At 43.0% G+C, this 25,823-nt stretch carries 22 protein-coding genes and 1 riboswitch; of the genes, 11 read left to right on the top strand and 11 right to left on the bottom strand.

Annotated features, from left to right (window positions below):
- Positions 1 to 80: 80 nt before the first annotated feature.
- The 3 genes from AC0VX1_RS03615 to AC0VX1_RS03625 all read left to right on the top strand — a co-directional run bounded on the left by AC0VX1_RS03615 (position 81) and on the right by AC0VX1_RS03625 (position 3,088).
- Entirely contained in the window at positions 81 to 335 is a 255-nt protein-coding gene (locus tag AC0VX1_RS03615; protein ID WP_048685443.1) for a YgaB family protein, read from the top strand.
- Positions 336 to 568: 233 nt separating this feature from the next.
- The gene (ntdP, locus tag AC0VX1_RS03620) at positions 569 to 1,099 is read left to right on the top strand and encodes a nucleoside tri-diphosphate phosphatase (RefSeq protein WP_048685440.1); all 531 of its coding nucleotides are present in this window, start codon (positions 569 to 571) and stop codon (positions 1,097 to 1,099) included.
- Between the two features lie 240 nt (positions 1,100 to 1,339).
- Complete coding sequence (locus tag AC0VX1_RS03625) at positions 1,340 to 3,088, top strand: ABC transporter ATP-binding protein (RefSeq protein WP_034305364.1); 1,749 nt, start codon at positions 1,340 to 1,342, stop codon at positions 3,086 to 3,088.
- Between the two features lie 80 nt (positions 3,089 to 3,168).
- Here the strand turns inward: AC0VX1_RS03625 and AC0VX1_RS03630 are convergent, their stop codons facing one another.
- From AC0VX1_RS03630 to AC0VX1_RS03650, 5 genes are all read right to left on the bottom strand, one after another.
- Positions 3,169 to 4,086 (bottom strand): EamA family transporter, encoded by a 918-nt coding sequence (locus AC0VX1_RS03630; protein WP_048678324.1) that lies wholly within the window; start codon positions 4,084 to 4,086, stop codon positions 3,169 to 3,171.
- 293 nt (positions 4,087 to 4,379) lie between these two features.
- Positions 4,380 to 4,727 carry a hypothetical protein gene (locus AC0VX1_RS03635; RefSeq protein WP_413023113.1) on the bottom strand — a complete coding sequence of 116 codons (348 nt, stop codon included), beginning with the start codon at positions 4,725 to 4,727 and terminating at the stop codon, positions 4,380 to 4,382.
- A gap of 13 nt (positions 4,728 to 4,740) precedes the next feature.
- The gene (locus AC0VX1_RS03640) at positions 4,741 to 5,271 is read right to left on the bottom strand and encodes an NAD(P)H-dependent oxidoreductase (RefSeq protein ID WP_034305357.1); all 531 of its coding nucleotides are present in this window, start codon (positions 5,269 to 5,271) and stop codon (positions 4,741 to 4,743) included.
- An 18-nt stretch (positions 5,272 to 5,289) separates the two neighbouring features.
- Positions 5,290 to 6,894: a DHA2 family efflux MFS transporter permease subunit gene (locus tag AC0VX1_RS03645; RefSeq protein WP_413023158.1), complete on the bottom strand. Its 1,605-nt coding sequence runs from the start codon at positions 6,892 to 6,894 to the stop codon at positions 5,290 to 5,292.
- A 55-nt stretch (positions 6,895 to 6,949) separates the two neighbouring features.
- On the bottom strand, positions 6,950 to 7,588 hold the full coding sequence (locus AC0VX1_RS03650) for a biotin/lipoyl-containing protein (protein ID WP_057278723.1): 639 nt from the start codon (positions 7,586 to 7,588) through the stop codon (positions 6,950 to 6,952).
- A 327-nt stretch (positions 7,589 to 7,915) separates the two neighbouring features.
- On the opposite strand from AC0VX1_RS03650, the gene AC0VX1_RS03655 reads away from it, so the two are divergent.
- Positions 7,916 to 8,374, top strand: a complete 459-nt coding sequence (locus AC0VX1_RS03655) for a MarR family winged helix-turn-helix transcriptional regulator (protein WP_082196714.1) — start codon at positions 7,916 to 7,918, stop codon at positions 8,372 to 8,374.
- Positions 8,375 to 8,431: 57 nt separating this feature from the next.
- On the opposite strand, the gene AC0VX1_RS03660 is transcribed toward AC0VX1_RS03655, so the two are convergent.
- From AC0VX1_RS03660 to AC0VX1_RS03675, 4 genes are all read right to left on the bottom strand, one after another.
- Positions 8,432 to 9,523 carry an FUSC family protein gene (locus tag AC0VX1_RS03660; protein ID WP_475469926.1) on the bottom strand — a complete coding sequence of 364 codons (1,092 nt, stop codon included), beginning with the start codon at positions 9,521 to 9,523 and terminating at the stop codon, positions 8,432 to 8,434.
- A 331-nt stretch (positions 9,524 to 9,854) separates the two neighbouring features.
- Positions 9,855 to 14,327: a glutamate synthase-related protein gene (locus AC0VX1_RS03665; RefSeq protein WP_475469928.1), complete on the bottom strand. Its 4,473-nt coding sequence runs from the start codon at positions 14,325 to 14,327 to the stop codon at positions 9,855 to 9,857.
- 339 nt (positions 14,328 to 14,666) lie between these two features.
- Positions 14,667 to 15,956, bottom strand: a complete 1,290-nt coding sequence (locus tag AC0VX1_RS03670) for a glutamate-1-semialdehyde 2,1-aminomutase (protein ID WP_063592104.1) — start codon at positions 15,954 to 15,956, stop codon at positions 14,667 to 14,669.
- A gap of 128 nt (positions 15,957 to 16,084) precedes the next feature.
- On the bottom strand, positions 16,085 to 16,411 hold the full coding sequence (locus AC0VX1_RS03675) for a hypothetical protein (protein ID WP_191929757.1): 327 nt from the start codon (positions 16,409 to 16,411) through the stop codon (positions 16,085 to 16,087).
- Between the two features lie 151 nt (positions 16,412 to 16,562).
- Between AC0VX1_RS03675 and AC0VX1_RS03680 the strand changes: the two genes are divergently transcribed.
- Genes AC0VX1_RS03680 through AC0VX1_RS03690 form a run of 3 tightly spaced genes read left to right on the top strand, consistent with a single transcriptional unit; the run spans position 16,563 to position 19,200 of the window.
- The gene (locus AC0VX1_RS03680; RefSeq protein WP_057278728.1) at positions 16,563 to 17,570 is read left to right on the top strand and encodes an ABC transporter ATP-binding protein; all 1,008 of its coding nucleotides are present in this window, start codon (positions 16,563 to 16,565) and stop codon (positions 17,568 to 17,570) included.
- Between the two features lie 48 nt (positions 17,571 to 17,618).
- Positions 17,619 to 18,410 (top strand): ABC transporter permease, encoded by a 792-nt coding sequence (locus tag AC0VX1_RS03685; RefSeq protein WP_057278729.1) that lies wholly within the window; start codon positions 17,619 to 17,621, stop codon positions 18,408 to 18,410.
- 4 nt (positions 18,411 to 18,414) lie between these two features.
- Entirely contained in the window at positions 18,415 to 19,200 is a 786-nt protein-coding gene (locus AC0VX1_RS03690) for an ABC transporter permease (RefSeq protein ID WP_053533803.1), read from the top strand.
- A 41-nt stretch (positions 19,201 to 19,241) separates the two neighbouring features.
- On the opposite strand, the gene AC0VX1_RS03695 is transcribed toward AC0VX1_RS03690, so the two are convergent.
- Together AC0VX1_RS03695 and metE are read right to left on the bottom strand one after the other, a co-directional pair.
- Positions 19,242 to 19,718, bottom strand: a complete 477-nt coding sequence (locus tag AC0VX1_RS03695; protein ID WP_475469932.1) for an acyl-CoA thioesterase — start codon at positions 19,716 to 19,718, stop codon at positions 19,242 to 19,244.
- Entirely contained in the window at positions 19,711 to 22,017 is a 2,307-nt protein-coding gene (metE, locus tag AC0VX1_RS03700; RefSeq protein WP_475469934.1) for a 5-methyltetrahydropteroyltriglutamate--homocysteine S-methyltransferase, read from the bottom strand. Before metE ends, AC0VX1_RS03695 begins: the two co-directional genes overlap by 8 nt.
- A 144-nt stretch (positions 22,018 to 22,161) precedes the next feature.
- Positions 22,162 to 22,353: riboswitch (cobalamin riboswitch) on the bottom strand.
- A gap of 236 nt (positions 22,354 to 22,589) precedes the next feature.
- Between metE and AC0VX1_RS03705 the strand changes: the two genes are divergently transcribed.
- The 4 genes from AC0VX1_RS03705 to AC0VX1_RS03720 all read left to right on the top strand — a co-directional run bounded on the left by AC0VX1_RS03705 (position 22,590) and on the right by AC0VX1_RS03720 (position 25,755).
- On the top strand, positions 22,590 to 23,009 hold the full coding sequence (locus tag AC0VX1_RS03705; protein ID WP_034305333.1) for a potassium channel family protein: 420 nt from the start codon (positions 22,590 to 22,592) through the stop codon (positions 23,007 to 23,009).
- A gap of 62 nt (positions 23,010 to 23,071) precedes the next feature.
- Complete coding sequence (gene bcp / locus AC0VX1_RS03710; protein ID WP_063577854.1) at positions 23,072 to 23,542, top strand: thioredoxin-dependent thiol peroxidase; 471 nt, start codon at positions 23,072 to 23,074, stop codon at positions 23,540 to 23,542.
- Between the two features lie 11 nt (positions 23,543 to 23,553).
- Positions 23,554 to 24,663: an aminopeptidase gene (locus tag AC0VX1_RS03715; protein WP_413009745.1), complete on the top strand. Its 1,110-nt coding sequence runs from the start codon at positions 23,554 to 23,556 to the stop codon at positions 24,661 to 24,663.
- A 147-nt stretch (positions 24,664 to 24,810) separates the two neighbouring features.
- Positions 24,811 to 25,755, top strand: a complete 945-nt coding sequence (locus tag AC0VX1_RS03720) for a D-2-hydroxyacid dehydrogenase (protein WP_475469936.1) — start codon at positions 24,811 to 24,813, stop codon at positions 25,753 to 25,755.
- The last annotated feature ends 68 nt before the right edge of the window (positions 25,756 to 25,823 follow it).

The following is a 25,823-nucleotide window of genomic DNA, read 5'->3' on the forward strand; positions in this document are numbered from 1 at the left end:
ACATTTTATGTCAAAGGAGAAAGCTGATAAAAATAGAATATACATACTATAGAAAAAATACAGATTAGGAAGGTGCATTCATGGAGGAATTTAACCGGCTTATAAACAACCAGTTGAAAACGATGGATAAGCTTTTACTTTTACAATCCGAAATCGAAAGATGCCAAGATATAGAGAAGCAACTCCTTGCCCTTGAAGAGGAGAGTGAAGCGGTCACCATTCAGGAAGAGATTCAACTTAAAAAGCAGGAATTGAAAAGTATCCATGAAATGTTCGAAAAGCAAACGGAAGAAGTAATCCGTTATTTTCAGCAAGGACAGGCAGCCATACGATAAATAACCGGCTAATTTCTTAGATGAAATGGGTGGATGGTCAGACTTTTTCGACTTATTTACACATTTTCACTGGGAGATTAGCCACTTTTGTTTTAAATTTATGAATAAATCGCTATAATATAGGAATATAGGGTAAATGGAAAAAAGTATATATTTTAAATACACAAAACAACTGCAAACGGAATAGGGCACAGTACGCTGTCAGGGTGTCTATAGAAAGTAGGGAGAGATAAATGGGGATTGTTCCTGCCGAAGGAGGAAAAATCCAAATCCATAGCTATAAACATAATGGACATATCCATCGTATCTGGGAAGAGACAACCGTTTTAAAAGGGACCCAAAATCTGGTGATAGCAGCGAATGACCGTACTATGGTAACGGAATCAGATGGAAGGACCTGGATTACGAGAGAGCCGGCGATTTGCTATTTTCATTCAAAGTATTGGTTTAATGTTATTGGTATGTTGAGAGAGGACGGGGTTTATTATTATTGCAATATCAGTTCGCCGTTCACATACGATTCGGGAGCATTGAAATACATTGATTATGACCTGGACATTAAAGTATTCCCAGATATGACGTTTAATTTGCTGGATGAGGATGAATATGAAAGGCATCGGAAAGAAATGAATTACCCGGATGCCATCGATTCAATATTGAAACAGAACGTAGACTATTTGATTTATATGATACGCCAGCGAAAAGGACCATTCTCCGCAGAGTTTATTGATAGTTGGTATGAACGCTTTTTAACCTATCGATGATAGAAAAGGCCTGCTGCATAATTGGCAGGCTTTTTCATTGTGTATCTTACCTACACATCTATTCACTCTTTCAATACGCAGGAACCATTAAACCTCCTATAAATGTTTATGAAAGTGATCCTTTTGATAGTTAATTACCGAAAAGGAAAATATAATTGAATAGTGCATATAAGATTCCCAAATGACCGTTATGGGCTTTTTTAGCATTTGGATTTATTGATTAAGAAAAGGAGGAATTCCGTGGGGAGCATTAAGAGATATTTGCAATTCGTCAAACCATATAAATGGCAGATAATCGGAACGGTACTGATTGGATTGCTAAAGTTCGCGATTCCGCTTTTGCTTCCATTACTCAGTAAGTATATAGTGGATGACATCATCGGAAACGGTGATCTGTCCAAAGCCGTGAAGTCCGAACGCCTTATATGGGCGATGGCCATCATGATATTCATTTTTGTTGCAGTTAGACCGCCGATTGAGTATTACAGACAATATTTCGCTCAATGGACCGGAACGAAAATCTTATATGATATTCGTAATGATTTATTTACCCATATACAGAAACTGAGTTTTAAATATTATTCCAATACAAGGGTGGGCGAGGTCATTTCAAGGATGATCACGGACGTGGAACAAACGAAGAACTTTGTCATCACGGGTTTAATGAACCTTTGGCTCGATATCGCAACGATCATCATAGTGATAGTCATCATGTTTACGATGGATGTGAAATTAACCATTGTATCCATCATCATGCTTCCATTTTACGCATTTTCGATTAAGCATTTCTTTGGCAAGCTGAGAACGTATACAAGGATTCGGTCCCAAGCCTTAGCGGATGTACAGAGTCACCTTCATGAACGGGTTTCAGGGATGTCAGTCATCAAAAGCTTTGCGATAGAAGACAGGGAACAGGAATTGTTTGCGAAGCAGAACAAGAATTTCCTCGATAAGGCCCTAAAGCATACGAGCTGGAATGCCAAGTCATTTGCTGTCGTGAATACGATCACGGATATTGCCCCCTTGCTCGTGATAGGATTTGCCGGTTATCAGGTCATTCATGAACAATTGTCACTGGGTACCATGGTTGCTTTCGTCGGTTTCATTGACCGGCTATATAATCCCCTCAGACGTTTAGTTAACTCTTCGACGACAATGACCCAGACATTGGCGTCCATGGACAGGGTTTTTGAGTTTGTGGATGAGAAGTATGATATCGATGATGAACCAGGGGCGAAAGAGCTGAAGCATGTAGATGGCCGAATAACCTTTCAGGATGTATCGTTTGCTTATGACGAGAAAGAGGCACCCGTTTTGAAACATATAAACTTGGATGTTAAACCAGGGGAAACCATTGCACTTGTCGGTATGAGCGGCGGCGGGAAATCCTCGATCGTCAGTTTGATTTCCCGTTTCTATGATGTGACGGAGGGAAGGGTATTATTGGATGGGACGGATATCCGTAAATATCAAGTCCGCAGCCTAAGAGATAAAATAGGAATGGTTCTACAGGATAATATCTTATTTAGTGAATCGGTTAAGGCCAACATCCTTATGGGACGACCTGATGCAAGTGATGAAGAAGTATTTGAAGCGGCAAAGGCGGCGAATGCCCATGACTTCATCATGGGTCTAAAAGAAGGATATGAAACGAAAGTCGGGGAGCGGGGAGTTAAATTATCCGGGGGCCAAAAGCAACGGGTGGCCATTGCGAGGGTATTTTTGAAAAACCCGCCAATCCTTGTTCTCGACGAAGCCACCTCCGCATTGGATTTGGAAAGTGAACACTTTATCCAGGAGGCGCTGGATATTTTGGCGAAAAACCGGACTACGATTATCGTCGCCCATCGGTTATCAACCATCACCCATGCCGATCGGATCATTCATATCGATAATGGGGAAATTACGGAAATGGGAACACACGAAGAACTTATGAAAAAGCAAGGGAATTACTACAACCTATTTCAAGTACAACAATTGGATTCTTAAGGATACAAGATAAAAAAGAAGACCATTCCGCTAAAGGAATGGCCTTCTTTTTTATTCTGATACGAACTTGTGCATGCACGTTATGAAATCCTTTTTTCATGCAGCGTTTTTTTTCCAGGAAGGAAATGCGGCAGATGCTTTATTCCCTCAGGCAAGGCGATGCCGACGATGATCAAGCACATCCCGAACCATTGTAGTGACGTTACCTGTTCATTCAAGAAGATGACGGAAACGACCATCGCTGAAGGCAGTTCCGCGGCACAAAGAATCGTTCCAAGCCCGACCCCCACTTTCGGTAAACTGACAGCAAAGAAAAAGAAAGGAACTAAAACACCCAATGTGCCGAGCAGCAGACCGTAGTACCATAGGTTCGTTTGGACAAGATTCGTTACAAGTGTGACGGGGTTAGTTGTGAATACAGCAGTCAGCATACCACCCGTTGCAATGAAAAACAGCCGTTTCATGGAAGATTCCCCAACAGCGAATTGAGAGTTGCAGTACATATACAGCGCAAAAAGCAATGCAGACAATAGTCCGAACAATACGCCTTTTAGGCTTAGGCCAGATAGAGGCTGACCGAAGATTGCCCCTGCCAATAATGTACCGATGAAAAGAACGAAAATGGCAATGAGTTTATTTTTATCCGGGCGTCTTTTATTTAAGAAGCTTTCAATAAGGACGCCTATCCAGGTAAATTGAAATAAAAAGACTACGGCAATCGAAGCGGGAAGCTCGGATACGGAAACGGCATATGCCTTTCCGACGAAAGTGGACATCATGCCCGTGATTAAAAGTAATCCGGCACTCTTCCATGAAACTTTATATTTAAACGAAAAGAGAAATATAACGGAGACAATCAGCCAACCGACAAGATATTGACTGCCGACCAGTTCTCCAGAAGAATGGCCATCCATGAATCCAAACTTCATCATGGTGGATAAAGTGCCATATGAAATCGAACCGATTAAGACCATTATGGAATACTTCAAAAGTTGCATATTTTTCACCCCTACAAAAATAAAAATCGCCACCTGCCAAAAAGGCAAGTGACGAACGAAAAAAGGAAATCCTTTTAAAATTCCGTCTCTCAACAAAAGCTGAGTTTAACAAATTGTATGCGTTGCATTACCTTAGCTTAAAGTCTTTGTGAATATTTGTCAACCAGAAAATAAAGTTAAAGACTGCACGTCGATCACTAAGTTGAAGGTGGCCGCAGAGGTAGGAGAAGATCCATTCAATGGCATATAAAACAAAACCCCCAAATGGCAAATTAGCCTAATGGGGGGGTGTTTTAATCGCCATTCTGTCGGAAGTCCTCCAATGTACCACGGTATTCCTTGTCTTTCATTTTGCGAATATCAGGCTTTTTTTCTGCAGTTGGCTCATCATTTGGTTTTTGTTTATGAAGCTTGGAAAGAGCCAAACGATAATCCTGATCTTTCATTTTCAATTCATCATTGTCTGTGGGGGAGATGATTTCGGTAATGGAATCATCTGCAGTCGGGATAGCGGACTCTTCCGACGAATTCTCTTCCTCGACTGCAGTCGGCTTACCTTCAGGTGATAAGGCTTTGATATTGAATGTGATCAAGCCCGTAACCGCTAATATGGCAACGATGATAATTAGAATTATGCCCATTGAATCAAGCCTCCTAGAGCCCGTTTATGAATGAACGGGTGACATGGGCTACCCGTTTTCCTAATGCTTCTCCAAGCTTCAAGTCATTTTTGGTGATATTGTCATCCACACCGGGCGGACAGCTTATCCCTACTCCATAGTAGGAGCCATATAAGGCATTTTCCGGGACAGTGCCGGGCAAGCCGACAATGATCATGCCTTGATGAAGCATAGGGGTGATTAAGTTCAGCATGGTAGCCTCGAGTCCGCCATGTACGGTGGCCGTGGTACAGAACACAGCACCCACTTTATTGATCAGCGCACCTTCCGCCCAAAGATACCCAAGTTTATCGATCCATGTTTTCAAACTCGAACTGATGGTTCCGAAATGACCGGGACAGCCCCAAATGATCGCATCCATTTCCTGAAGCTTATAAACATCCGCCTCGTTTACATGGTCAATGAGAACCTCAGCCCCAGGAACCGCAGCGGCTCCTTGAGCTATTGATTCGGCAAGTGCTTTCGTATGGTTACCTTCACTGTCGTAAACAACATAGATCTTCATTTTAATTCCTCCATTTAATTAAACCGATTTTTTTACTGGCGAAGGAAGCAAAGGTACATCCAAAGGTTCTTGTTTAGCTTGTTTCATTGCTTTATCCTTCCGAACGTCGCGCAAAAATAGTGAGAGAACGATGCCTGCAATTGCGAAGCCTGTTGCCCAAAAGAATGCATCATTGATTCCCATCACATTTGCTTGACCCTGGATTTGAGAAGAAATCAGCGACATGGCAGTTTCCTGTGCCTGTTCACTAGTTTGATTCATCGAAGTCATGATGGATTGAACGATAGTTTGGAAATTCTGAACAAAACCGGGATCACTCGTACTCATTTCCGTTCCTAAAGCAGTTCCATGGAAAGAAGCACGGGTTGTATAAATGGTCGTCACGAAGCTCGTACCAATGGCTCCGGTCACTTGTTTCAGCGTATTGCTCATTGCCGTACCATGTGTATTCAAATGCTTAGGTAGCTGATTCATCCCAGCAGTCATGATCGGCATCATCAGTAAAGACATTCCAAGTGCGCGGATGGCATAGATGATGACCAAAGTCGAATAGGTTGTTTCCGTAGTCAATTTAGCGAATTCGAAGGTTGTGACGGCAGTGATCGCCAACCCAATTAGTGCTAATGGACGAGGTCCGATTTTGTCAAATAATGCTCCTGAAATGGGTGACATCACCATCATCACAAGGGCTCCGGGTAGCATTAACAGGCCGGATTGAACTGGTGTGAAGCCTCTTAAAGTCTGCAAATATATAGGCAATAAGAATATCCCGGTAAACATGGCCACTGTGACGATTGCAGAAATGATATTGGATAATACGAACATGTCATACTTAAATACACGGAAGTCGAGCATAGGTGTTTCCGATTTTAGCTGTTGAACAACAAAAAGCGTCAAAAGGATCAGCCCAATGATGATCGTTCCCAGAACAATTGGATCCGTCCAGCTTTTGGAACCTGCTTCACTGACACCGTATAGTAATGATGCAACACCTAGCAAGGATAGAGAGGCACCCAGCAAATCCAATTTGATTTTCCTTGGTTCCGCTACATTACGCATACTTAAAAAGGCGAGTGTCATGACGATCATGCCTAATGGCACCATTGCGTAGAACATGACCCGCCAGCTATATTCCTGAATGACCCAACCTGATAAAGTCGGGCCGATTGCAGGGGCAAACATAATGGCAAGTCCAAAGATCCCCATCCCTTTCCCGCGCATTTCCGGAGGGAAGATGAAAAGAATGATCGTCATGACCAAAGGCTGCAGGATTCCGCCGCCAGCGGCCTGAATCAGCCGGCCTGTAAGGATGACGGGGAAATTTGGTGCGATGCCGCAGATGAATGTCCCGACGGTGAATAGAAACATGGCAGCCATGAATAAAATGCGCGTGCCAAACCGTTCTATTAAAAAAGCGGAAAGTGGGATCAAGGCTCCATTCACGAGCATGAATCCAGTTGATAACCATTGAATCGTAGTCGCAGCTACATTGAATTCTGCCATCATCCTTGGCATGGCGACACTAAGCAGGGTTTGATTCAAAATGACCATGAACAAACCTAGCATTAGGATAATTAACATGGGGGCAAACTGTTTCATTCCCTTGTTTTCATTTACTGTGATGGTTTGAGAAGCCATGTAAAGAAAAGCCTCCTTTCTGTATAACTGTGTAGCCGGTTTATTTAGTCGAAATTTTCACTTCTGCGTTCATTCCAGGCAGAACTTTATCGGATGGTGCTTTGATGGAAATTTTCACTGGTACTTTTTGAGTGACTTTCGTATAGTTCCCGCTGCTGTTTTGATTGCCCATCACTGAAAAGACAGACGTTGTAGCATAACCGATCTGTTCCAATGTACCTTCGAAGACCGTATCGGGGTCCCCATCGATGATAATATCGACGCTGTCACCTTTTTCGATATCCTTCAATTTATTTTCTTCAATATTAGCCGTTATGGATAGGTCCTCCATATTGATGGTTTGAGCTAGCGTTTGACCTGCTTGAACAAGCTGCTCATCATGCACTTGTGTTTTAACGATCGTACCTTGTGCTGCGGTTTTTACCGCTTCTTTACCGTCTAGGGTGGTTACATTGGCAACTTTGTCATCCTTACTTACACTGTCTCCTTCGTGTAAGTCCCAATCTGCTAGTTTACCGGCAGCGGGGGCAACGATGGTATATAGCTCACCTGACACTTTCGCTTCATCCGTTTTAATGAAATTCGTGCTTTCATAATAGTAATAAGCCCCACCGGCCAATGCCGCTATTATAATAACCAAACCAATGACATTGATTAAAACTAAACGTCCTCTATTCACTTGTTTCGCCTCCGAAAATATATTGATGATGTGTTCCTTTTTTTATTTACGTTCATTAGCTAGAAATGAAATAACCTCCTATTCTAATGTTTATTTATTAATTTTAATAAATATTAATTTTTATAAGTATTAATATTATTAAGTAAAGAGTTTACCAGTTTAATTATTTTTTGTCATGTAATTTATTCGGAAAAATGGTGGGAAATAAATACAGTGAAATAGTAAAAATTTGAATTTTTTTTTAGTTTTAAGGATATATGGAAAGTAAAGTTGACATTGGAATGCCATTTAATTAAATTTAAGAGGTAGGATTGTCCTATATAAGGAGTGAGAAGGCTGGAATTTAAATGGGAAGTAACTAATAGTATAGAGATGCAGATTTTTCGGATTAGGAAGAAGCTTAGGGCCATCGTAGCAAAAAATCTTCAGCCTTATGGATTAACATCGCCCCAGTTTTTCATTTTATTGATATTGAAAAAAGAGGGGTCGATTAAATCGACCCAGCTGGCTGACTTCTTAACCGTAAAGCCAAGTGCGATTACAGTATTTGTAGATAAGCTGGTCGAAATGGATTATGTGAAACGGCAGCCCTCTGATAAGGATCGCAGGGTCATCAACCTTGAATTGAAAGAAGCTGGGGAAGCGATTTTGGGGAGAGTCCTTGCGGATCATAACAAATTGATGGGCAAGAACTTCAATTCATTCTCGGAAGATGAGCTGCAGGATCTTTTGAAGAAATTGGATACGATTGAAAAGGCTGCTGATAAGAACCTTTTGGATGATTGAATGAGGGCATGCTCTAAATAGAGACGAAAAAAAGACGGTTCCCGGGAACCGTCTTTTTTAATCTTCTTCGTACTGGACAGATATTTCGTTATCTTCCTTATGGAACGACTGGAAGCTGACGATCAGCTTTTCAAGGTGTTCCAATTGTTCGTCATATTCTATGACTGCAGAAATCAATGGTACAAGGCGGGCAGAGAGGTGGCCTAGGTTATCATGCATTTCGTCCACTTGATTCTGCTGTTCGAAAAAATGGGCGAGCAGCTCTTTACGACTTAAACAATCCTGGTCCCAATCTTCGATCTCCTCGATTGACTTGATTTTTTCGATATGCAGTAATATCAACTGCTCATGCTTGCGGATCAATGAATCAAGCTGCTGTAAGATGCTCCGTTGGAAATCTTCAGGCATTTGATATACTTCATTCTCGAATTTATGGATTCTCTTCAAGGTTTCAAACGCTTTTTTCGTCGTTATGATCATTTGCCGATAAACGACAAGCTTTCGTGCTTTAGCAACACTGTTTTTCTTGAAATATTCCCGTTCCTCTTTGTACATGGAATAGATATGTTCCAAATCGAGTAACTCCGCCTTCAACCGGCTGATGTCCTTTTTCAATAAAGTGTGTTCTGTAGCATGTCTTGTGCTGATTCTGATCCATTTCAAGATGTCTTCCGTTACATCTGTAATGCGTGTATAAAGCTTTGCTTCGTACTTTGGAGGAATGAAAACAAGATTCACGATAAACGAAGAAACGATTCCAAGCAAAACGGATGAGAGACGAATAAAGGCAAAATTAAGGAAGTCCCCGTCCTGGCTTTCCATGATGGCAATGACCGTCACGATGGAAAGGACAATCGTTTTATCCATTTTCAGTTTTAAATTGATGGTTATGACAACCATTACGGCAAGACCGATAATAAAAATATCATTTCCGAACAACAAAACGAAGGAGACAGCAACCAATGCGCCAATGATATTTCCTTGAATTTGCTCCAATACCGTTTGATATGAACGGTAAATGGTCGGCTGTATTGCAAAAATTGCAGCAATCCCAGAAAGGACAGGAGCAGGAAGGTTAAGCATTTCCGATAGGTAAAGCGCTAAAACAATTGCTATTCCTGTTTTGAGAATGCGGGCACCAAACTTCATATATGGGTTAATCCTTTCTTTGTGTTGTAATGGGTCTGGCAAGAAAAGGCTCTATTAATATATAGGCCTTTGCTTAAAGTTGTATTCTAACTTATTTGTTAGTACTTTACACTAAAATAAGATGATGTAAACAAAAAGTAATATACAGGATTTTCCTAAGAGATACAATAGTTAAAATCAAGTTTAATATATAAAGAAACGTTAGGCAATTTCTTGATTGCTTTCAGCATTGTTTTTCAATCGTTTGAAGACGATCCCAGAGGTATATGACGGGAAAAGGCTGATGCTCGAAATGAAGAGCATCAGCCTTTTTTAATATACATTTTCGGCATCACTCCGTGGATACAGCAGGATCCGCCTGTTCTTTAACTGGAACGACCTGAAGGAAATGCTCTCCAGGATTCTGAAGCAGTGTCTCTAAAGAGGCCGCTTCTTCGGTTTGGCCATGGTCTTTCAAGAGGGCCGTGTATTTGCCAAGGAGTTCAACCACATCCTGCAGGCCTTTTGCAGATAGGGACTCAATGGAAATCTTTGCCCCTTTCGCAACGCGTTTCTTAATGACCTCTTTGGTTAATCCAGATTCAGGCTGTTGCCGTAAATAAACGACACCCCCTGTCATCCCTGCGCAAATCCATGGACCGGGATCACCTAGAACCAAACCTCTTCCATTTGTCATGTATTCAAAAGCGAATCCCTTAATATTGGATGTTACCGCTATATTCCCGTGTTCCTTTTTAGGAAGCGGTTGTTTCAATAATCCGCCAATGATCATATCCGCTCCGGAAAGCCGGATTCCCGCCCTGGCATCGGCATCACCCTGGGCAATTAGGAGACCATGCTGTGCACCGTAACCAAAGCCCTTACCGACAGAGCCATTGTAGAACTTCCCATCTTTTCCTGGAGATTTAAAGATGGCAATGTTACCGCCAATCGATGTTTTACCGATACCATCCTGGGCACCGCCATTCACGCTGATTGAAATTCCTTCTGTATTGTATGCCCCAAGTCCATTACCCGGAATGGAACCATCCTGGTAGGATAGGTGAACGGGAGGAAGTTTTTTGTATGACCCATCCAATCTGCCCCTAACGCGGTGACAGGAGACCCTGCTGCCGAGTACACGCTGCTCGGATGTAATCGAGCTATAGCTGCGGGATTGCTGCAGTTCATCTACATGCGAATCAAGATATTCTGCGCCAACGGCTACCTGCATGGAGCCTTCATTCAAATATGCCGCCGCTTCCTTATGCGAGAACGGTGTTATATCCAGATTTTTTAATAAATAGGTTAAATCCAATGATTGTTGACCTTTAACTTGCTGCAGCAAATCAGAACGCCCGACGATATCCTGAAGATTCTTCACCCCAAGTGATCCGGTCAAAGATTTGAGTTCTTTTGCAAATGCACTGAACATATTCGTTAACCCCTGTACGGCTAAATCAAATTTACGTGGAACAAAACGGCGCAGCCCGTGTTCTTTCGCCTGAGCTTCCGATTCAATTTGGGTGGCGATGCCCACATGGCAGGTATCAAGGTGACATCCGCGGCACGTTGTGCAGCCTACTGCAATCATCGAAAGGGTCCCAAAGCCTACACGATTTGCCCCAAGCAGCATTACCTTCAAAACATCCATCGAGCTTTTTAACCCACCGTCAGCCCAAATTTCAACGTTCTGCCGGATACCTGATTCAAGCAGTGCATTATGGGCCGCTTTCACACCTATCTCAACTGGCAGGCCGACATGTGAGAGTGCATGGATTCTGGCAGCACCCGTTCCGCCATCAAAACCAGAAAGCGTTATGATATCGGCCCCTGCTTTTGCGACGCCGACAGCAATCGTACCGATGTTTGGAACGACTGGTACTTTGACGGCAACTTTTGCCTTGTCATTTGCCGTTTTTAGCTCATGGATCATCTGGGCCAAATCTTCAATTGAGTATATATCATGGTTATTGGAAGGGGAGATCAAGTCGGAACCGATTGTAGCATTTCGGGCTTCTGCGATTTTCGCTGTGACCTTGGAACCGGGAAGGTGACCGCCTTCACCGGGTTTTGCCCCTTGACCAATTTTAATTTCCAATAGATTTGAAGAGTTCAGGAGTTCTGCATTGACACCGAAACGTCCGGAAGCGATTTGCTGTCCGCGGGATTTCGGGTACTTGCCCAGCATATCCTTTATTTCCCCGCCTTCGCCATTCATGCTGATCATGCCTAGCCTCTCGGCAGCTTCTGCATAGGCCCGGAAAGCAATCTCATTTTGTGATCCAAAGGACATGGAGGCTATGACGAACGGCAATTCCTGTTCACCGACCGAAAGGCTGACTTCTTCAGAAGGGACGGAAGCATCTGAAGTTTTTAATGATGTCAAGTGGCGGATCGTCGTCGGATTGGATTCTTCCTGTTCAGTGATCTTTTCGCGATAAGCATCATAGTCCCCGGTTGAAGCAACTTCCCCGATAGATTTCCAGATTCTAGGGAATAGATGGAAGGTCTTCCCCATCCGTTCTTTTTCATTGCCGTAATCCTCTGCACGCTGGATGGCATCTGCCTTGATTTTATCAAAATTATAGTCAAGATCATTGGATCCGAAGAAATTAGCCACATTTAGATATTTCGCGATTTCCTCATGTAAACCGATGCTTGAGAAAAGTCTTCCATAGCCGCGCAGTTCATGAATGCCAATGGTGGAGATGACCTTCTCAAGCCCTTTCGTCAAGGAGTTATATAGATTGGTAACCCCCTTATGGTCATCTGAAGATAAGGAAAGGAACATATAATAGGGGCTGATTAAGTTGGCCCCAAGACCATAAGAAACGATGATATCATGCAGTGACCTTAGCGATGCTGAACGTAAAAGGATGGAACAATCACGACGCTTGCCTGTACGGACCAAGGCTTGGTCGACGGCTGAAGTGACCAGGTGTGGATCAAGCCAAAGGTTGCCGTTTTGATGGGCAAGGGCATCATCCAGAACGAGCAGCGTTTTTCCTTCATCCACAGCATTGACACTTTCATCCGTAATCCTGGTCAGGGCATCCGTGATGTTTTCATCCTCTTTGAATGTGCTTGAAATGATGTGCACGAGTTTTTGATCTTGGTTATATTTAATGAACTGGTCATAGCTTGGCTGCGATACGATGGATGAGCACTCATAACCCGTTGATCCTTCGATCAATAAGGGAGTCAGCAGCTCCGTCACCTTTCCTGCCTTATTCGCTTCGAATAGGGAAGGGCGCTTTCCTATGATCGTCCTTGTTGAGAAGTGCTCGGTTTCCCGGTCCCGGTCGATCGCCGGGTTGGTTACAACGGCCACGCTTTCCTTGATGAAATCAGCAATGTTGGTCCGTTGGGGATTAAGTGCTGCCAGCGGCGCATCATGACCAAGTGAACGAATTGGCTCAGCGCCTTTTTCGGCCATCTGTTCCACTAATTGGACATGCTCCCTTTCCCACCCAAAGGCTTTATACTGACCATTATGAATGGCTTGCGTGTTTGTCATGGAGACAACCTTTTCAAAAACCTGTGGCTGTAAGCGGACTCGGTCATTGGAAAGGACGAAACGATCATTGAATAGTTCAAACACTTTATCCTGGTAATCCTTGTATGTGTACAATTCAATTCGGTCGCCGTTCCATTTCAATCCGATTTTTTCCCCTGGACCCATCGGTTTCGGATCTCCGGTATATTCACTGGAAGGGATGATTCCTGGTTCGGAAGTGAACATATAGGATGTTTCCGTTTCAATATTCCAAAGCGGGCGCAGGCCTAGAGAGTCGACAGAGAATACGGCTTCATCGCCGAAACGGGAGATGATGCCTGCCGGACCTTGTGCAAAATGACCCCATGCTTCCCTTAAATACGTATATAAGTCTTGTAAGTGCTCGGGATATTCCTTGATTTCATTGATGATTGGCGGAAACATAAGATCGACAGCTTCGAATAAAGAGTAGCCATGACGGCAGATGAAAGTTTCGATCGTCTTGTTTAAATCCTGAGAGTCGCTTCCATCTTTAGCGATGGGAACTCCGATCATTTTCGCTTCATCACGCAATTTGGCGATGGTATTGATTTCGCCATTATGACCAAGCACGCTGAAAGGCTGGACCCGGAAGAAGCTTGATAGAGTATTGGTTGAAAAACGATTATGTCCCAGTGTCATGGTGGAGGCAGCCAAAGGATCGGCAAGATCAAGATAATAGGCAGGGAGCGTATCCCCCGCACCCATCACTTTGTATACCGCATGATGCTGGCTTAAAGAGGCAACATGGATGAAATCGCTTTTTTCGATGTCGGAAGTCAGCTCAAAAAGAACATTTGAAAGCTCCTGGTTGTTATTGATGGTTGAGGAACAGGCAAATTGCCAGAACACTGGGTCTTCTTGAATGGCAATCGGTCCCAATGCCTCGGAACGGTAGGCTTTATCCGTTTCGAATATCAATGAGAGACCATGTTGGAGCAGTTTCTCCTTAACTTCGACCTTTAAGTCGTTCGCTTCTGTTTTTTTGCTTAGAAATAAGTGGCCGACTATGAAGGTATCTTGATCGACGATGCCTGAATCGACATTTGCCGCTTCAAGTTTCTTTTTCCAAAGAGCCCGGGGAATATCGATATGGATGCCGGCGCCATCGCCCTCACCATTGATGAAGCCGCAGCGATGGTTCATTTTAACCAGGGCGTCGATACAGGCAAAGATGTTTTCGTTAGTAGGGATCTTCTTTTTTTCGATGCAGGAAACGATTCCGCAGGCATCATGCTCTTCCTTGTGAAATTCTTTGAATGTAGCAGGTGTCCATTGTTGGGCCATATTTGTGGCTTGAATAAGGTTACCCTTATTCTCTGCCTTTCACCTCCTGTAGCATATGTTTAATGGGGGAAATATTAGTAAACCCGAACAATAGTCCAAGTTTTGATAGATTGAAAGAAAGTGTATAAATGTATATAAATGTATCCATATCATATCATTTAAATATTCAGAAATCAATTTTTTATACAATGAGGTGGATGCTGTGATTGATGGGATTTTTGTGAGGATTGGCTTCAAATGCTAATATTAAAGATTTATTACAGGGAAATAAGAAACCCTCAAGATAGATGTACATCCTGAGGGTGTATAAAAAATGCATAATTATGCTGATTCGATTTATTATATTAGGTTTTTGAATGCATGTTCAACCGCTTTTAGAGTATAAGCGATATCATCATCCGTGTGAGCGATTGTCAAGAACCAGGCTTCGTATTTGGACGGTGCCAAATTGATTCCCTGATTGAGCATGAGTTTGAAGAACTTGGCGAACATTTCGCCATCCGTATTTTCCGCCTGCTCATAGTTTTCAATTTTTTCAGTCGTGAAATAAATCGTCAATGCCCCTTTAAGGCGGTTGATGGTGATCGGAACATTATATTGGCCAGCCGCTTTCAGGATACCTTCTTCAAGGATTTTCCCCAGGCGGTCAAGTTCTTCGTAAAGCCCCTCTTCTTTAAGTACTTCTAAGCAAGCTATCCCGGAAAGCATGGAAGCCGGATTTCCTGCCATCGTACCAGCTTGGTAGGCTGGTCCCAGAGGTGCGACAGAATCCATGATCTCTTTTTTACCGCCATAAGCACCAATGGGAAGCCCGCCCCCGATGATTTTTCCAAGCGCGGTCAAATCGGGTTGAATCCCCAAGTAGTCTTGTGCCCCTCCATACATGAATCGGAACGCTGTGATGACCTCGTCGAAAATGACGAGTGATCCGGCTTCATGAGATAATGAAATGACTTCTTCCAGGAAGCCAGGACTTGGTTCCACGATTCCAAAGTTGCCGACGATCGGTTCTACCAACACGCCTGCAATTTCATTGCCCCATTTATCAAGTGCTTCTTTAAATGAACCGATATCATTGAAAGGTACCGTTATGACTTCTTGTGCAATGCTTTTTGGAACGCCTGCAGAGTCCGGTGTACCTAGAGTGGACGGGCCGGAGCCTGCAGCGACGAGAACAAGGTCAGAGTGTCCATGGTAACAGCCTGCAAACTTGATGATCTTATCGCGCCCTGTGTAAGCGCGGGCAACACGGATGGTGGACATGACTGATTCGGTGCCTGAATTGGTGAAGCGGACTTTATCCATGGATGGTATGGCTTCTTTCAGCATTTTGGCAAATTTGACTTCATGTTTTGTCGGAGTGCCGTATAAAACGCCGGATTCCGCTGCTTTAACGATAGCCTCCGTAATATGTGGATGCGCATGCCCAGTGATGATCGGGCCATATGCAGCTAAATAATCGATATATTTATTGCCATCAACATCCCAGAAATAAGCCCCTTTGGCATGATCCATCGCAACTGGCGAACCGCCGCCTACAGCTTTGTAAGAACGGGATGGGCTGTTAACCCCGCCAACGATATGTTCCAATGCCTCTTTATGTAAAAGCTCCGAATTTCTAAAATCCAATCTTAAAACCTCCTATAAATATAAACATATTTCCCCTTAATCATAGCACTTTTCTCTCTGGAAATCTGGGGTGGAAGGCTAGGAAATGTGATTCGTACCCTGGTGGAAACGCAGCACCCCCAGAAGAATCAGGATTCCGGGCCAACATTTTTTGGGGGGGATCCCAAAACTCCTGTTATGAAAGTAAGGATGGCCAAGATGGTGTCAGGATTTTCGATGTCGAAGGATTGGCGGTTCATTTCGCCCTGGGCTTGGTAATAGATCAGCTGCCCGGTTCCTTTCTCTTCATTAATGCGAAGGTGGAAACTGATGGGTGTGCTTTCGATCGACCCGCTGGAATCCCTTTGGATGACCTGGCATAATAATTCACCGTACTCATCTTCATAAAGGAAGTCATATCGAAGGTCGAAAACGACCTTTTCAATTTGGGATAGTAATAATTTTTTGATATTCATAGCATACTCGTCTCCTTTATATATGTATCTGGTACAACGGCCATTCCCTCCCTGAAAATGGTAGATGACATCCAAGCATTTTTATTGTCTAAAAAGGTTGGTTTGGATAAACTAATTCATTAGGACAAGAGATTACGGAGGATGTAACAGGATGAGTGATGCAATTCAAGTGAAACAGCTTCGGAAGGAATTTAAGTCGGCATCAAGCCGTTCAGGGCTAAAGGGTGCCTTCCGGGATTTACTTACCAGAAATTATAAGGTCGTCCCTGCCGTCAATGATATCAATTTTACTGTAAAAAAGGGTGAGATGGTAGCTTATATCGGGGAAAATGGTGCAGGGAAATCGACCACGATCAAAATGCTGACAGGTATTTTGGAACCGACAGCAGGCGAAATCACGGTCAATGGCATGAATCCACATAAAGAGAGGGAAAAGTTCACTCAGACTATCGGAGTCGTATTCGGTCAGCGCTCACAGCTTTGGTGGGATATTGCGGTTCAAGAATCGTTTAGGCTGTTAAAAAAGGTCTATAAGGTAACGGATGAACAATATAACGATCATATGGAACATGTCATCAAGACGCTTGATATCGGTCCTTTGCTGGACAAACCAGTGCGTAAACTCTCGCTTGGTCAGCGAATGCGCTGCGAGCTTGCGGCAGCCTTGATCCACAATCCGCCTTTGCTGTTCCTGGATGAGCCGACAATTGGACTTGATGTGCTCGTGAAAATGAAGATTCGTGAGTTCCTGAAAGAAATCAATGAGAAATATAATACAACAATCCTTTTGACCACCCATGATTTAGGGGACATTGAAGCATTATGTGAGCGTGTAATCATGCTGGATGAAGGGCAAATCATCTATGATGGGGAATTGCAGAGTTTGAAAGATAACTGGGCTGAGGAAAAACAGATCCATTTTCAATTCATCGAGCCGATCGCATTGAAGGAATTGCAATCATTAGCGCTCCCATTTACCGCTAACTGGGTTCATGATGAGAAAAATCAAACATACATTGCCTTGTTGAAAGAAGAAAGTGATCATATTTCACAGCTTGTTTCAGCTGTCGTATCTCATTTTAAAATAAAGGACATCAAAATTCATGAAACGTCCATTGAAGAAATTGTTCGCAACATTTACGAAGAAGGCACTGTCTGACTCTCTTATCATTAAGAAACAACGTGTCTATCAAGAAGGGGGAGGGCCATGGGGAAGTATCTTGCCATGATCCGCATGCGTTTTTTGATGATGCTTGCGTATCGAACGGATTATTATACCGGCATTTTAATTTATAGCATTAATATCGGTGCTTATTATTTCTTATGGAATGCGATATATGGAGAAAAAAGCTCCATCGAAGGACTTTCGAGCATGCAGATGACAACCTATGTTGCGGTTGCATGGATGGCGCGCGCTTTTTATTTCAATAATATTGACCGCGAAATCGCCACTGAGATTAAAGACGGCAAGGTTGCCATTGAGATGATCCGGCCTTATAACTATTTAGGCATGAAAACGATGCAAGGACTTGGGGAAGGGATATTCCGTTTTTTCTTCTTCTCGATTCCAGGAATGCTGCTGGTAGCTTTCATTTTTCCTATTGAATTGCCGCGCGATCCGGCTGTATGGGGGATCTTCGGCATTTCCTTGCTGTTCAGTTTCATCATCAATACACAAATTAATTTATTGACGGGAATCACTACCTTTTTCTTATATAATAATGCCGGATTAATCCGCGCTAAAAGGGTTATCATTGATTTATTTTCCGGTCTGCTGCTGCCCATCAGTTTCTATCCTATATGGGCGCAGGAAGTGATGAAATATTTACCCTTTCAAGGGATCAGCTATGTACCAAGCATGATTTTTACGAACGGTTACAGTTCAGGCGAAATTGGCATGGCGCTTTTACAGCAGTTAATTTGGTGCATCATTCTCATAATACCGATTCAGCTTTTATGGATAGTCGCAAAAAAACAGCTGATTATTCAAGGAGGTTGACGGGATGTTTTATGTATCGATGTTTTTTCAATATGTGAGTCAATATATGAAGACAAGACTGCAATATAGAGCCGATTTCTTCATGGAAATCCTATCAGATCTGCTGAATCAGGTCGTGAATCTGGTATTTATCTTGGTCGTTTTCGGACATACGCAATTTTTAAGCGGCTGGAGCCGTGAAGAAATCATATTCATTTATGGATTCTTCCTTATCCCTTTCGCCCTTTTTTCGGCCTTTTTCAACATCTGGGATTTTAATGACCGCTATATCGTCAAAGGTGAAATGGACCGGATATTAACAAGACCGATACATAGCCTGTTTCAAGTCATTTTAGAAAGAATCGAGCTTGAAGCGTTATTTGGTGTTGTGACCGGTTTGATCATTATATTCTATTCGGCGATTTCATTGGATCTTCAGCTTGCGTGGTATGACCCGATTCTTTTCATCATTTTTGCAATAGGCGGGGCACTTGCCTATGCAGCCATATTCGTTGCGATAGCAAGCATTGGGTTCTGGTCGGATGCGAAAACATCCATCATGCCAATGATGTACAATATCGGGAACTACGGGCGCTATCCTGTTGATATTTATAATAAGGTCATCCGTTTTGTCCTTACATGGGTGCTGCCATTCGCGTTTGTCGGTGTCTATCCGGCATCTTATTTCCTAAGAAAAGAAGAGTGGTATGCATATGCATTTGCCACACCTGTCATTGGAGTTGCCTTTTTCGTGATATCCGTTTTCATATGGAATCAGGGAGTGAAGAGGTACCGCGGGGCAGGGAACTGAAAGAACCCCTTCAACAGCATTCATGTTGAAGGGGTTTTTGTTTAGTTCCGTTTTTTCTTTCTTTGGATATATCTTGCTTGGGCTTGAACATATAGCTGTTTTTCCTCTTCCGTCTCCGGAATGACCTGAGGTACGTTTGTCGGCTTACCGTCTTCATCAATGGCAAGCATCGTTAAAAAAGCGCGTGCCGTAAGCTGTTTTTCCCCTGTTAATAGGTTCTCTCGCTCCACTTTCACGTATACCTCCATTGATGTGCGATGAGCACAGGTGACATAAGCTTCAAGGTTGATCGCGTCCCCTGTTTTGATGGGGGCCAAAAAATCAAAAGAGTCGCTTGAAGCAGTCACAACGGGTTTTCGACAATGTCGCATAGCGGAAATGCAAGCTATTTTATCAACATAGGCCATTACTTTTCCGCCAAAGATGGTATTATGATGATTTGTATCCGGTGGAAAAACAAGGTCGGTTAAAAAAGTCCGTGACTGCTGTGTTGGATGGGCAGCGTTCTTTTCAATCATTTGCCTGGTTTACTAAAAGGTTTTTACGGACGACTTTTGCTGCTTCGACCATGTTTTTCAGGGAAGCGACGGTTTCCGGGATACCCCTTGTTTTCAGGCCGCAGTCGGGATTGATCCAAAACTGGTCTTTATCCAATACCTTGATGCCCCGTTCAATCATATCGACCATTTCTTCCACTGCCGGCACACGCGGGCTGTGAATATCATACACCCCCAGGCCAATGCCTTTTTCATATGTTTTTTCCTCGAATGCGGAAGCGAGCTCCCCATGACTGCGGGATGTTTCGATGGAAATTACATCGGCATCGAGGGAGGAGATGACATCCATGAAACTGTTGAAGTCGCAATAGCACATATGCGTGTGAATTTGGGTTGTATCCTCCACGCTAGATGTGGATATCAAGAATGAATTCACTGCCCAGTTCAAATACTCGTCGCGATCGCTTTTTTTCAATGGCAGACCTTCTCTAAGTGCAGGCTCATCAACCTGAATCATTTTAATTCCAGCAGATTCCAAGGCAATGACTTCTTTTTCTAAAGCGAGCGCCAGCTGATAGCAAACATTCTCCCTGGAAATATCATCACGGACGAAAGACCAGTTCAAAATCGTAACAGGACCTGTCAGCATTCCCTTCACCGTCTTCTTCGTCAGTGATTGTGCGTATACACTTTCCTTGACTGTCATCGGTTCGATGAAATGGATGTCGCCGTAGATGACTGGCGGTTTCACGCAGCGGGATCCATAGGACTGTACCCAACCCTTTTCTAAAAAGACGAATCCGCCTAATTTATGACCGAAGTATTCAACCATATCCGTCCGTTCGAATTCCCCATGAACGAGAACATCCAAACCGATTTCTTCTTGGATTTCGATCCACCTGCCGATTTCTTCGTTAACGAATGTTTCATATTGCTTGGCTGTCCATTCTCCTCTATTGAATTTCCCGCGTGCTTGTTTAACTTCAAATGTCTGCGGAAAGCTGCCGATCGTAGTCGAAGGGAGAAAAGGCAATTTGAAGAATTCCTGTTGTTTTTGGTAACGGTCTTTAAATGGAAGCTGACGGCCGGCGGTCCTGTTTTTAACCTTTTCGACATTGGATTGTACAGACCCGTGATTTCGGACATTTGAATTGGCTAACGTTTGAATCGTAAATTTATTGGCATCGACTTTTTCGGCGATTGCTTCAATGCCTTGATTATTCCCTTTGACCAAAAGTGTGATTTCCTCAAGTTTCTCATCAGCGAAAGCAAGGGCCTCTTTCACTTCTTTTGAAAGGGCGGTTTCATTACGAACGGTCACCGGGACATGAAGCAGGGAACAAGAGGGCTGTAGCCAGATTTGGTCCTCGGCTACCTGTTTCTTAAGTGTCTCGATCAATTCGATTTTTTTGGATAAATCAGATAGCCAAATGTTTTTTCCGTCAATCACACCCGCTGCAAGCACTTTGTCCTTCGGGAAACCGAATGCCTCAAGATTACTTAAATTCCTCCCTTTATCATGTACAAAATCAAGACCGATCCCTTGGACTTGTAATTCGATGACTTCTTGGTAATGTTCCACGGCATCAAAGTATGTTTGTAGCATGATGTTCAGGTTTGGTGCTGCTTCATTCAGTTTTTCATAGAGGTAAGTAACGGTTTGCATATCATCTTTGGAAATGGATGAAACAAGGGAAGGCTCGTCCATTTGAACCCACTTCACGCCTTCTTGCTCCAACTCCCGCAGGATTTGCGTGTATAGGGGAAGCAGTCTCAGGATGATGCCAGGGATCTCTTGTTTATTGAAGCCTTTTGAAAGAGAGAGGAAAGTATAAGGTCCGATCAAAACGGGCTTCGTTTCGATCCCTAGCTTTTCCTTGGCTTCCCGATATGCTGTAAGTGGTTTATTTTCTGTTAAAGTAAGCTGTGCCAGTTTTAATTCAGGGACAATATAGTGATAGTTCGTATTGAACCATTTCGTCATTTCGGAAGCGACTTCATCATTGTTTCCGCGGGCCATTGAATAATAAACGGAAAGGGGGACTCTTCCTCCTTCATAAGCTGAATAACGTTCAGGAACAAGACCGAACATGACGGACATATCCAGCATTTGATCATAGAAAGTGAAGTCGTTGACAGGGATGATATCAATGCCCCGTTGCTTCTGTTTTTGTAAGTTGCCTAAACGGATTGCCTTTAGTTGTGCCGTAAATTCCGCTTCATCGATTTTACCTGACCAGTATGCTTCCAATGTACGTTTCCATTCACGATCTTCCCCGATTCGAGGGTAACCCAAACTGCTGCTCTTCAAAATTCCCATCCTCCTACATTCAATTGATCGAACAAAAAAAAGCATTCCTAACCGTCAAAAAAGAAAGTTAGAAATGCTTAAAATAAAGAGGCATGCAAAATGCCGCTTACAATTATAAGGTCCCTAACACCTCCCTATCTCCCGTAGGTTAAAACAGTGTTGTCGAAATAGGCAGGTCTCCTGACTTAGGGAATATCATTAGCGACTGGCCTTCCCGATCCGTTGATCAGTGGCATATTGATTGACGCTAACATTCCCATTACAGTGGCGGGACCGTGCCGGAATTACACCGGACTTCCCTTTTAATCCTAATGAAAATTAGGAACCTATTTCCACATATGAAATTTTGCAAAACCTGCCTTGTTAACTGTTCGCAGGTCAAAGATTTATAAAATAAAAACTATTATAAAAATTTAGACAATCTTAACATATCCGACCAAAAGGGTCAACATGGAAAAAAGATTAGGGAAAGTTTCCGTTTAATACGTTTGTCGGTGATAAGGCTGATTCCTAAAAAGAATATATTGTTTGGACAGGGAGTATGTATAGAGGGAGTGGCGTTTTGAAATGGGGCGTGGGGGATGACTTTCTACATCTTGATTGCAGGGATCATTTTTTGCATGGTGATGAGCATTCGTACGTTATTTCTTGTTGAGTCGGGAGGAAAGAAGTTTTCTCTTGAGGATATGCTGTGGCTTGGCAATTTATATGCGACGATATTAGTTGGATTTGCACTGATATATTTATTATACGAGCTTCAGAATCATTCGGTGATTCTTGATATGGGCAATCGGTTGGATGGGACTTTCTATGAACAATTGAAAACTTCTTTTTATTTTAGTGCGATGACGATGTTTTCTGTAGGATATGGAGATATAGCCCCGATTGGCATGGGCAGGATGATAGCTACCATTCAGGCCTTCATTGGGTATACACTGCCGGCAGCGTTCGTGATTCGTACGGTGATCGATCTGGAGCAGAAAGATAGGAAGGATAAATGAAAGTTGTGTTTCTTTCGATTATTGGGTACTCTTACCATAATGAAAGAAATGGAGGGTTCAATATGACTGTTAAAATTGGCGAAAAAGCACCTGATTTCAAACTCCCTGCAAACAATGGTGAAATGGTTTCCCTATCGGATTTTAAGGGGAAAAACATTGTATTATATTTTTACCCAAAAGACATGACGCCAGGTTGCACGACGGAGGCCTGTGATTTCCGGGACCATAATGAGCAATTCGAGGAATTGAACGCGGTCATCCTCGGTATCAGCCCAGATCCAGCGGCACGTCATGAAAAATTCATCGAAAAACATGGATTGCCTTTTCTGCTGCTGGCTGACGAAAATCATGAAGCGGCTAAAATCTTTGATGTTTGGCAATTGAAAAAGAACTTCGGCAAGGAGTATATGGGCATTGAACGTTCAACTTTCCTGATTGATAAGGCTGGAAATGTAGTCAAAGAATGGCGTAAAGTAAAGGTTAAAGGCCACGTCGAAGAAGCGCTTGAAACTCTTCGCGAACTCGAAAAATAAGGGATAGGCAGATGAAGGATGAGAGGATAACGAAGCTTGCAGCCAGGCTGGTTCATCATTCGATACAATTACAGCCTAAAGAGAGAATCCTCATACGGGGGCATATCAACACGAAACCATTATTGAAAGAGTTGATTGATGAAATATACAGAGTTGGTGCTTATCCATATGTGGAACTCGAGGACGATGAGATAAGCCGCCACCTGTTACTAGGGAATGTGAAGGAGCAGCTTGATACAGCTTCACAATGGGCCTTGAAGAAATACACGGATATCGATGCGGTCATCATCATCACTGGGGAAGAAAACAATGCGGAAATGACTGATGTTCCCATCGAGAGGCACCGTCTCCAAGGGGAGGCCATGAATTCCCCTACACTTTTTTATGTAAACAACCGACGTTGGGTCTTACTTAATTATCCCACCAAGGCAGCAGCGCAAAAAGCCGGCATGACCTTCAATAAATACGAAGACTTTCTTTTGAACGTATGCACAATGGATTACGGGAAAATGGAGGCGGCTTTGAAGCCGTTAAAACATTTGATGCAACGTACTGACAAAGTCAGGATCGTTTCACCAAGGACAGATTTGACCTTTTCCATCAAAGGTATGCCGGCCGTCATATGTGCCGGAAAAAAGAATTTACCGGATGGGGAAGTATTTACGGCACCCATAAAAGATAGTCTCAATGGAAGGATATCCTTCAACACACCCACAACCTATGAAGGAATTACCTTTAGTGATATAGAATTAAACTTGAAAAAGGGGAAAATCATTAAAGCGACTTCCAATCGTGATCTTGAAATGAACCAAATTCTGAATATTGATGAAGGGTCCCGGTTTATAGGGGAGTTCGCTATTGGAATCAATCCATACATATTGGAACCTATGGACGATGTTTTGTTCGATGAGAAAATAAGCGGGAGTCTGCACTTGGCTCTTGGGCTTGCCTATGATGAAGCGGATAATGGAAACCGGTCATCGATACATTGGGATATGGTCTTGATCCAGCGTCCGGAATATGGGGGCGGTGACATCTATTTCGACGACGTCCTGATCAGAAGGGATGGCTTTTTTGTTTTGCCGGAATTACATGCATTAAACCCAAATTCTTTAAAATAAAGCCTTTTTTAATAAGGATGAGGCTTTTGTCCAACTCAAAAAGGGGACACCCGAATATGCTTTATTAAGGGAATACCTCCTCAGAGAAAGTTGCGCGGGACACATAGAGCCCGTGTTTTTTTATGTTAATAAAAGGGGGAGATAAACATGTTAATACTTTCGACTGTCATTCCGAATGAAGGTATCCAAATGAAAATGATGAAAGCTTTTCCTGATTTGAACTTCATTTATCAAAAAGAATGGAAAGATGGGCCGCTTCGTGAAGCGGAAATCTTAATTACATATGGTGAAGATTTAACTGAAGAAATCATTGAGAAAGCAGCGAACTTGAAATGGATCATGGTCATGAGTGCAGGGATGGAACTAATGCCATTTAAAGCCATCGAGGAACGAGGCATTATGGTGACCAACGCAAGAGGCATACATAAAATCCCGATGGCCGAGTATACGATAGGGATGCTTTTGCAATATGAAAAGAAATTGAAGCTGCTTATGAAGAATGAAAAGGAAGAATTGTGGGATAGAAAGATTGAAGTAGGGGAATTGAATGGCAAGACCATGCTCGTATTGGGTGTGGGTGCAATAGGTGGGGAAGTGGCTCGTCTTGGGAAAGCCTTTGGGATGAAGACGATAGGAGTGAACCGGAGCGGGAAAACTGTGGAATCCATTGATCACCTTTATGACCTGGATCATTTATTGGAAGCCATACCGGGAGCCGATTATATTGTATCCGTCCTGCCAAGTACGGATGAAACGAAGGGCCTTCTGCAAAAAGAACACTTCAAAGCCATGAAAGAATCTGCAGTATTCGTGAATATTGGCCGCGGTGACCTGATTAAAGATGAAGTGCTGATCGAAGCCCTGGATGCCGGGGAATTGTCTCATGCCATCTTGGATGTATTTGATCCGGAGCCTTTAGGAAAAGGGCATCCGTTTTGGAGGATGGAGAATGTTACAGTCACACCGCATCTTTCAAGTAAAAGCGGAGAATATTTACCAAGGACCTTTGCTATATTCGAAAAAAATATGCGTGAATACCTGAAAGCTGGAAAAGACTTCACCAACGTAATCGACTTATCTAGGGGATACTAAGTTCAATGCAAAAATGGGAAAGAATCAAGTCTTCATGAATAAACTAAAAAAGAATGGTTAAGCCATTG

The sequence above is a fragment of the Peribacillus sp. QJM3NY_7 genome, assembly GCF_056173225.1.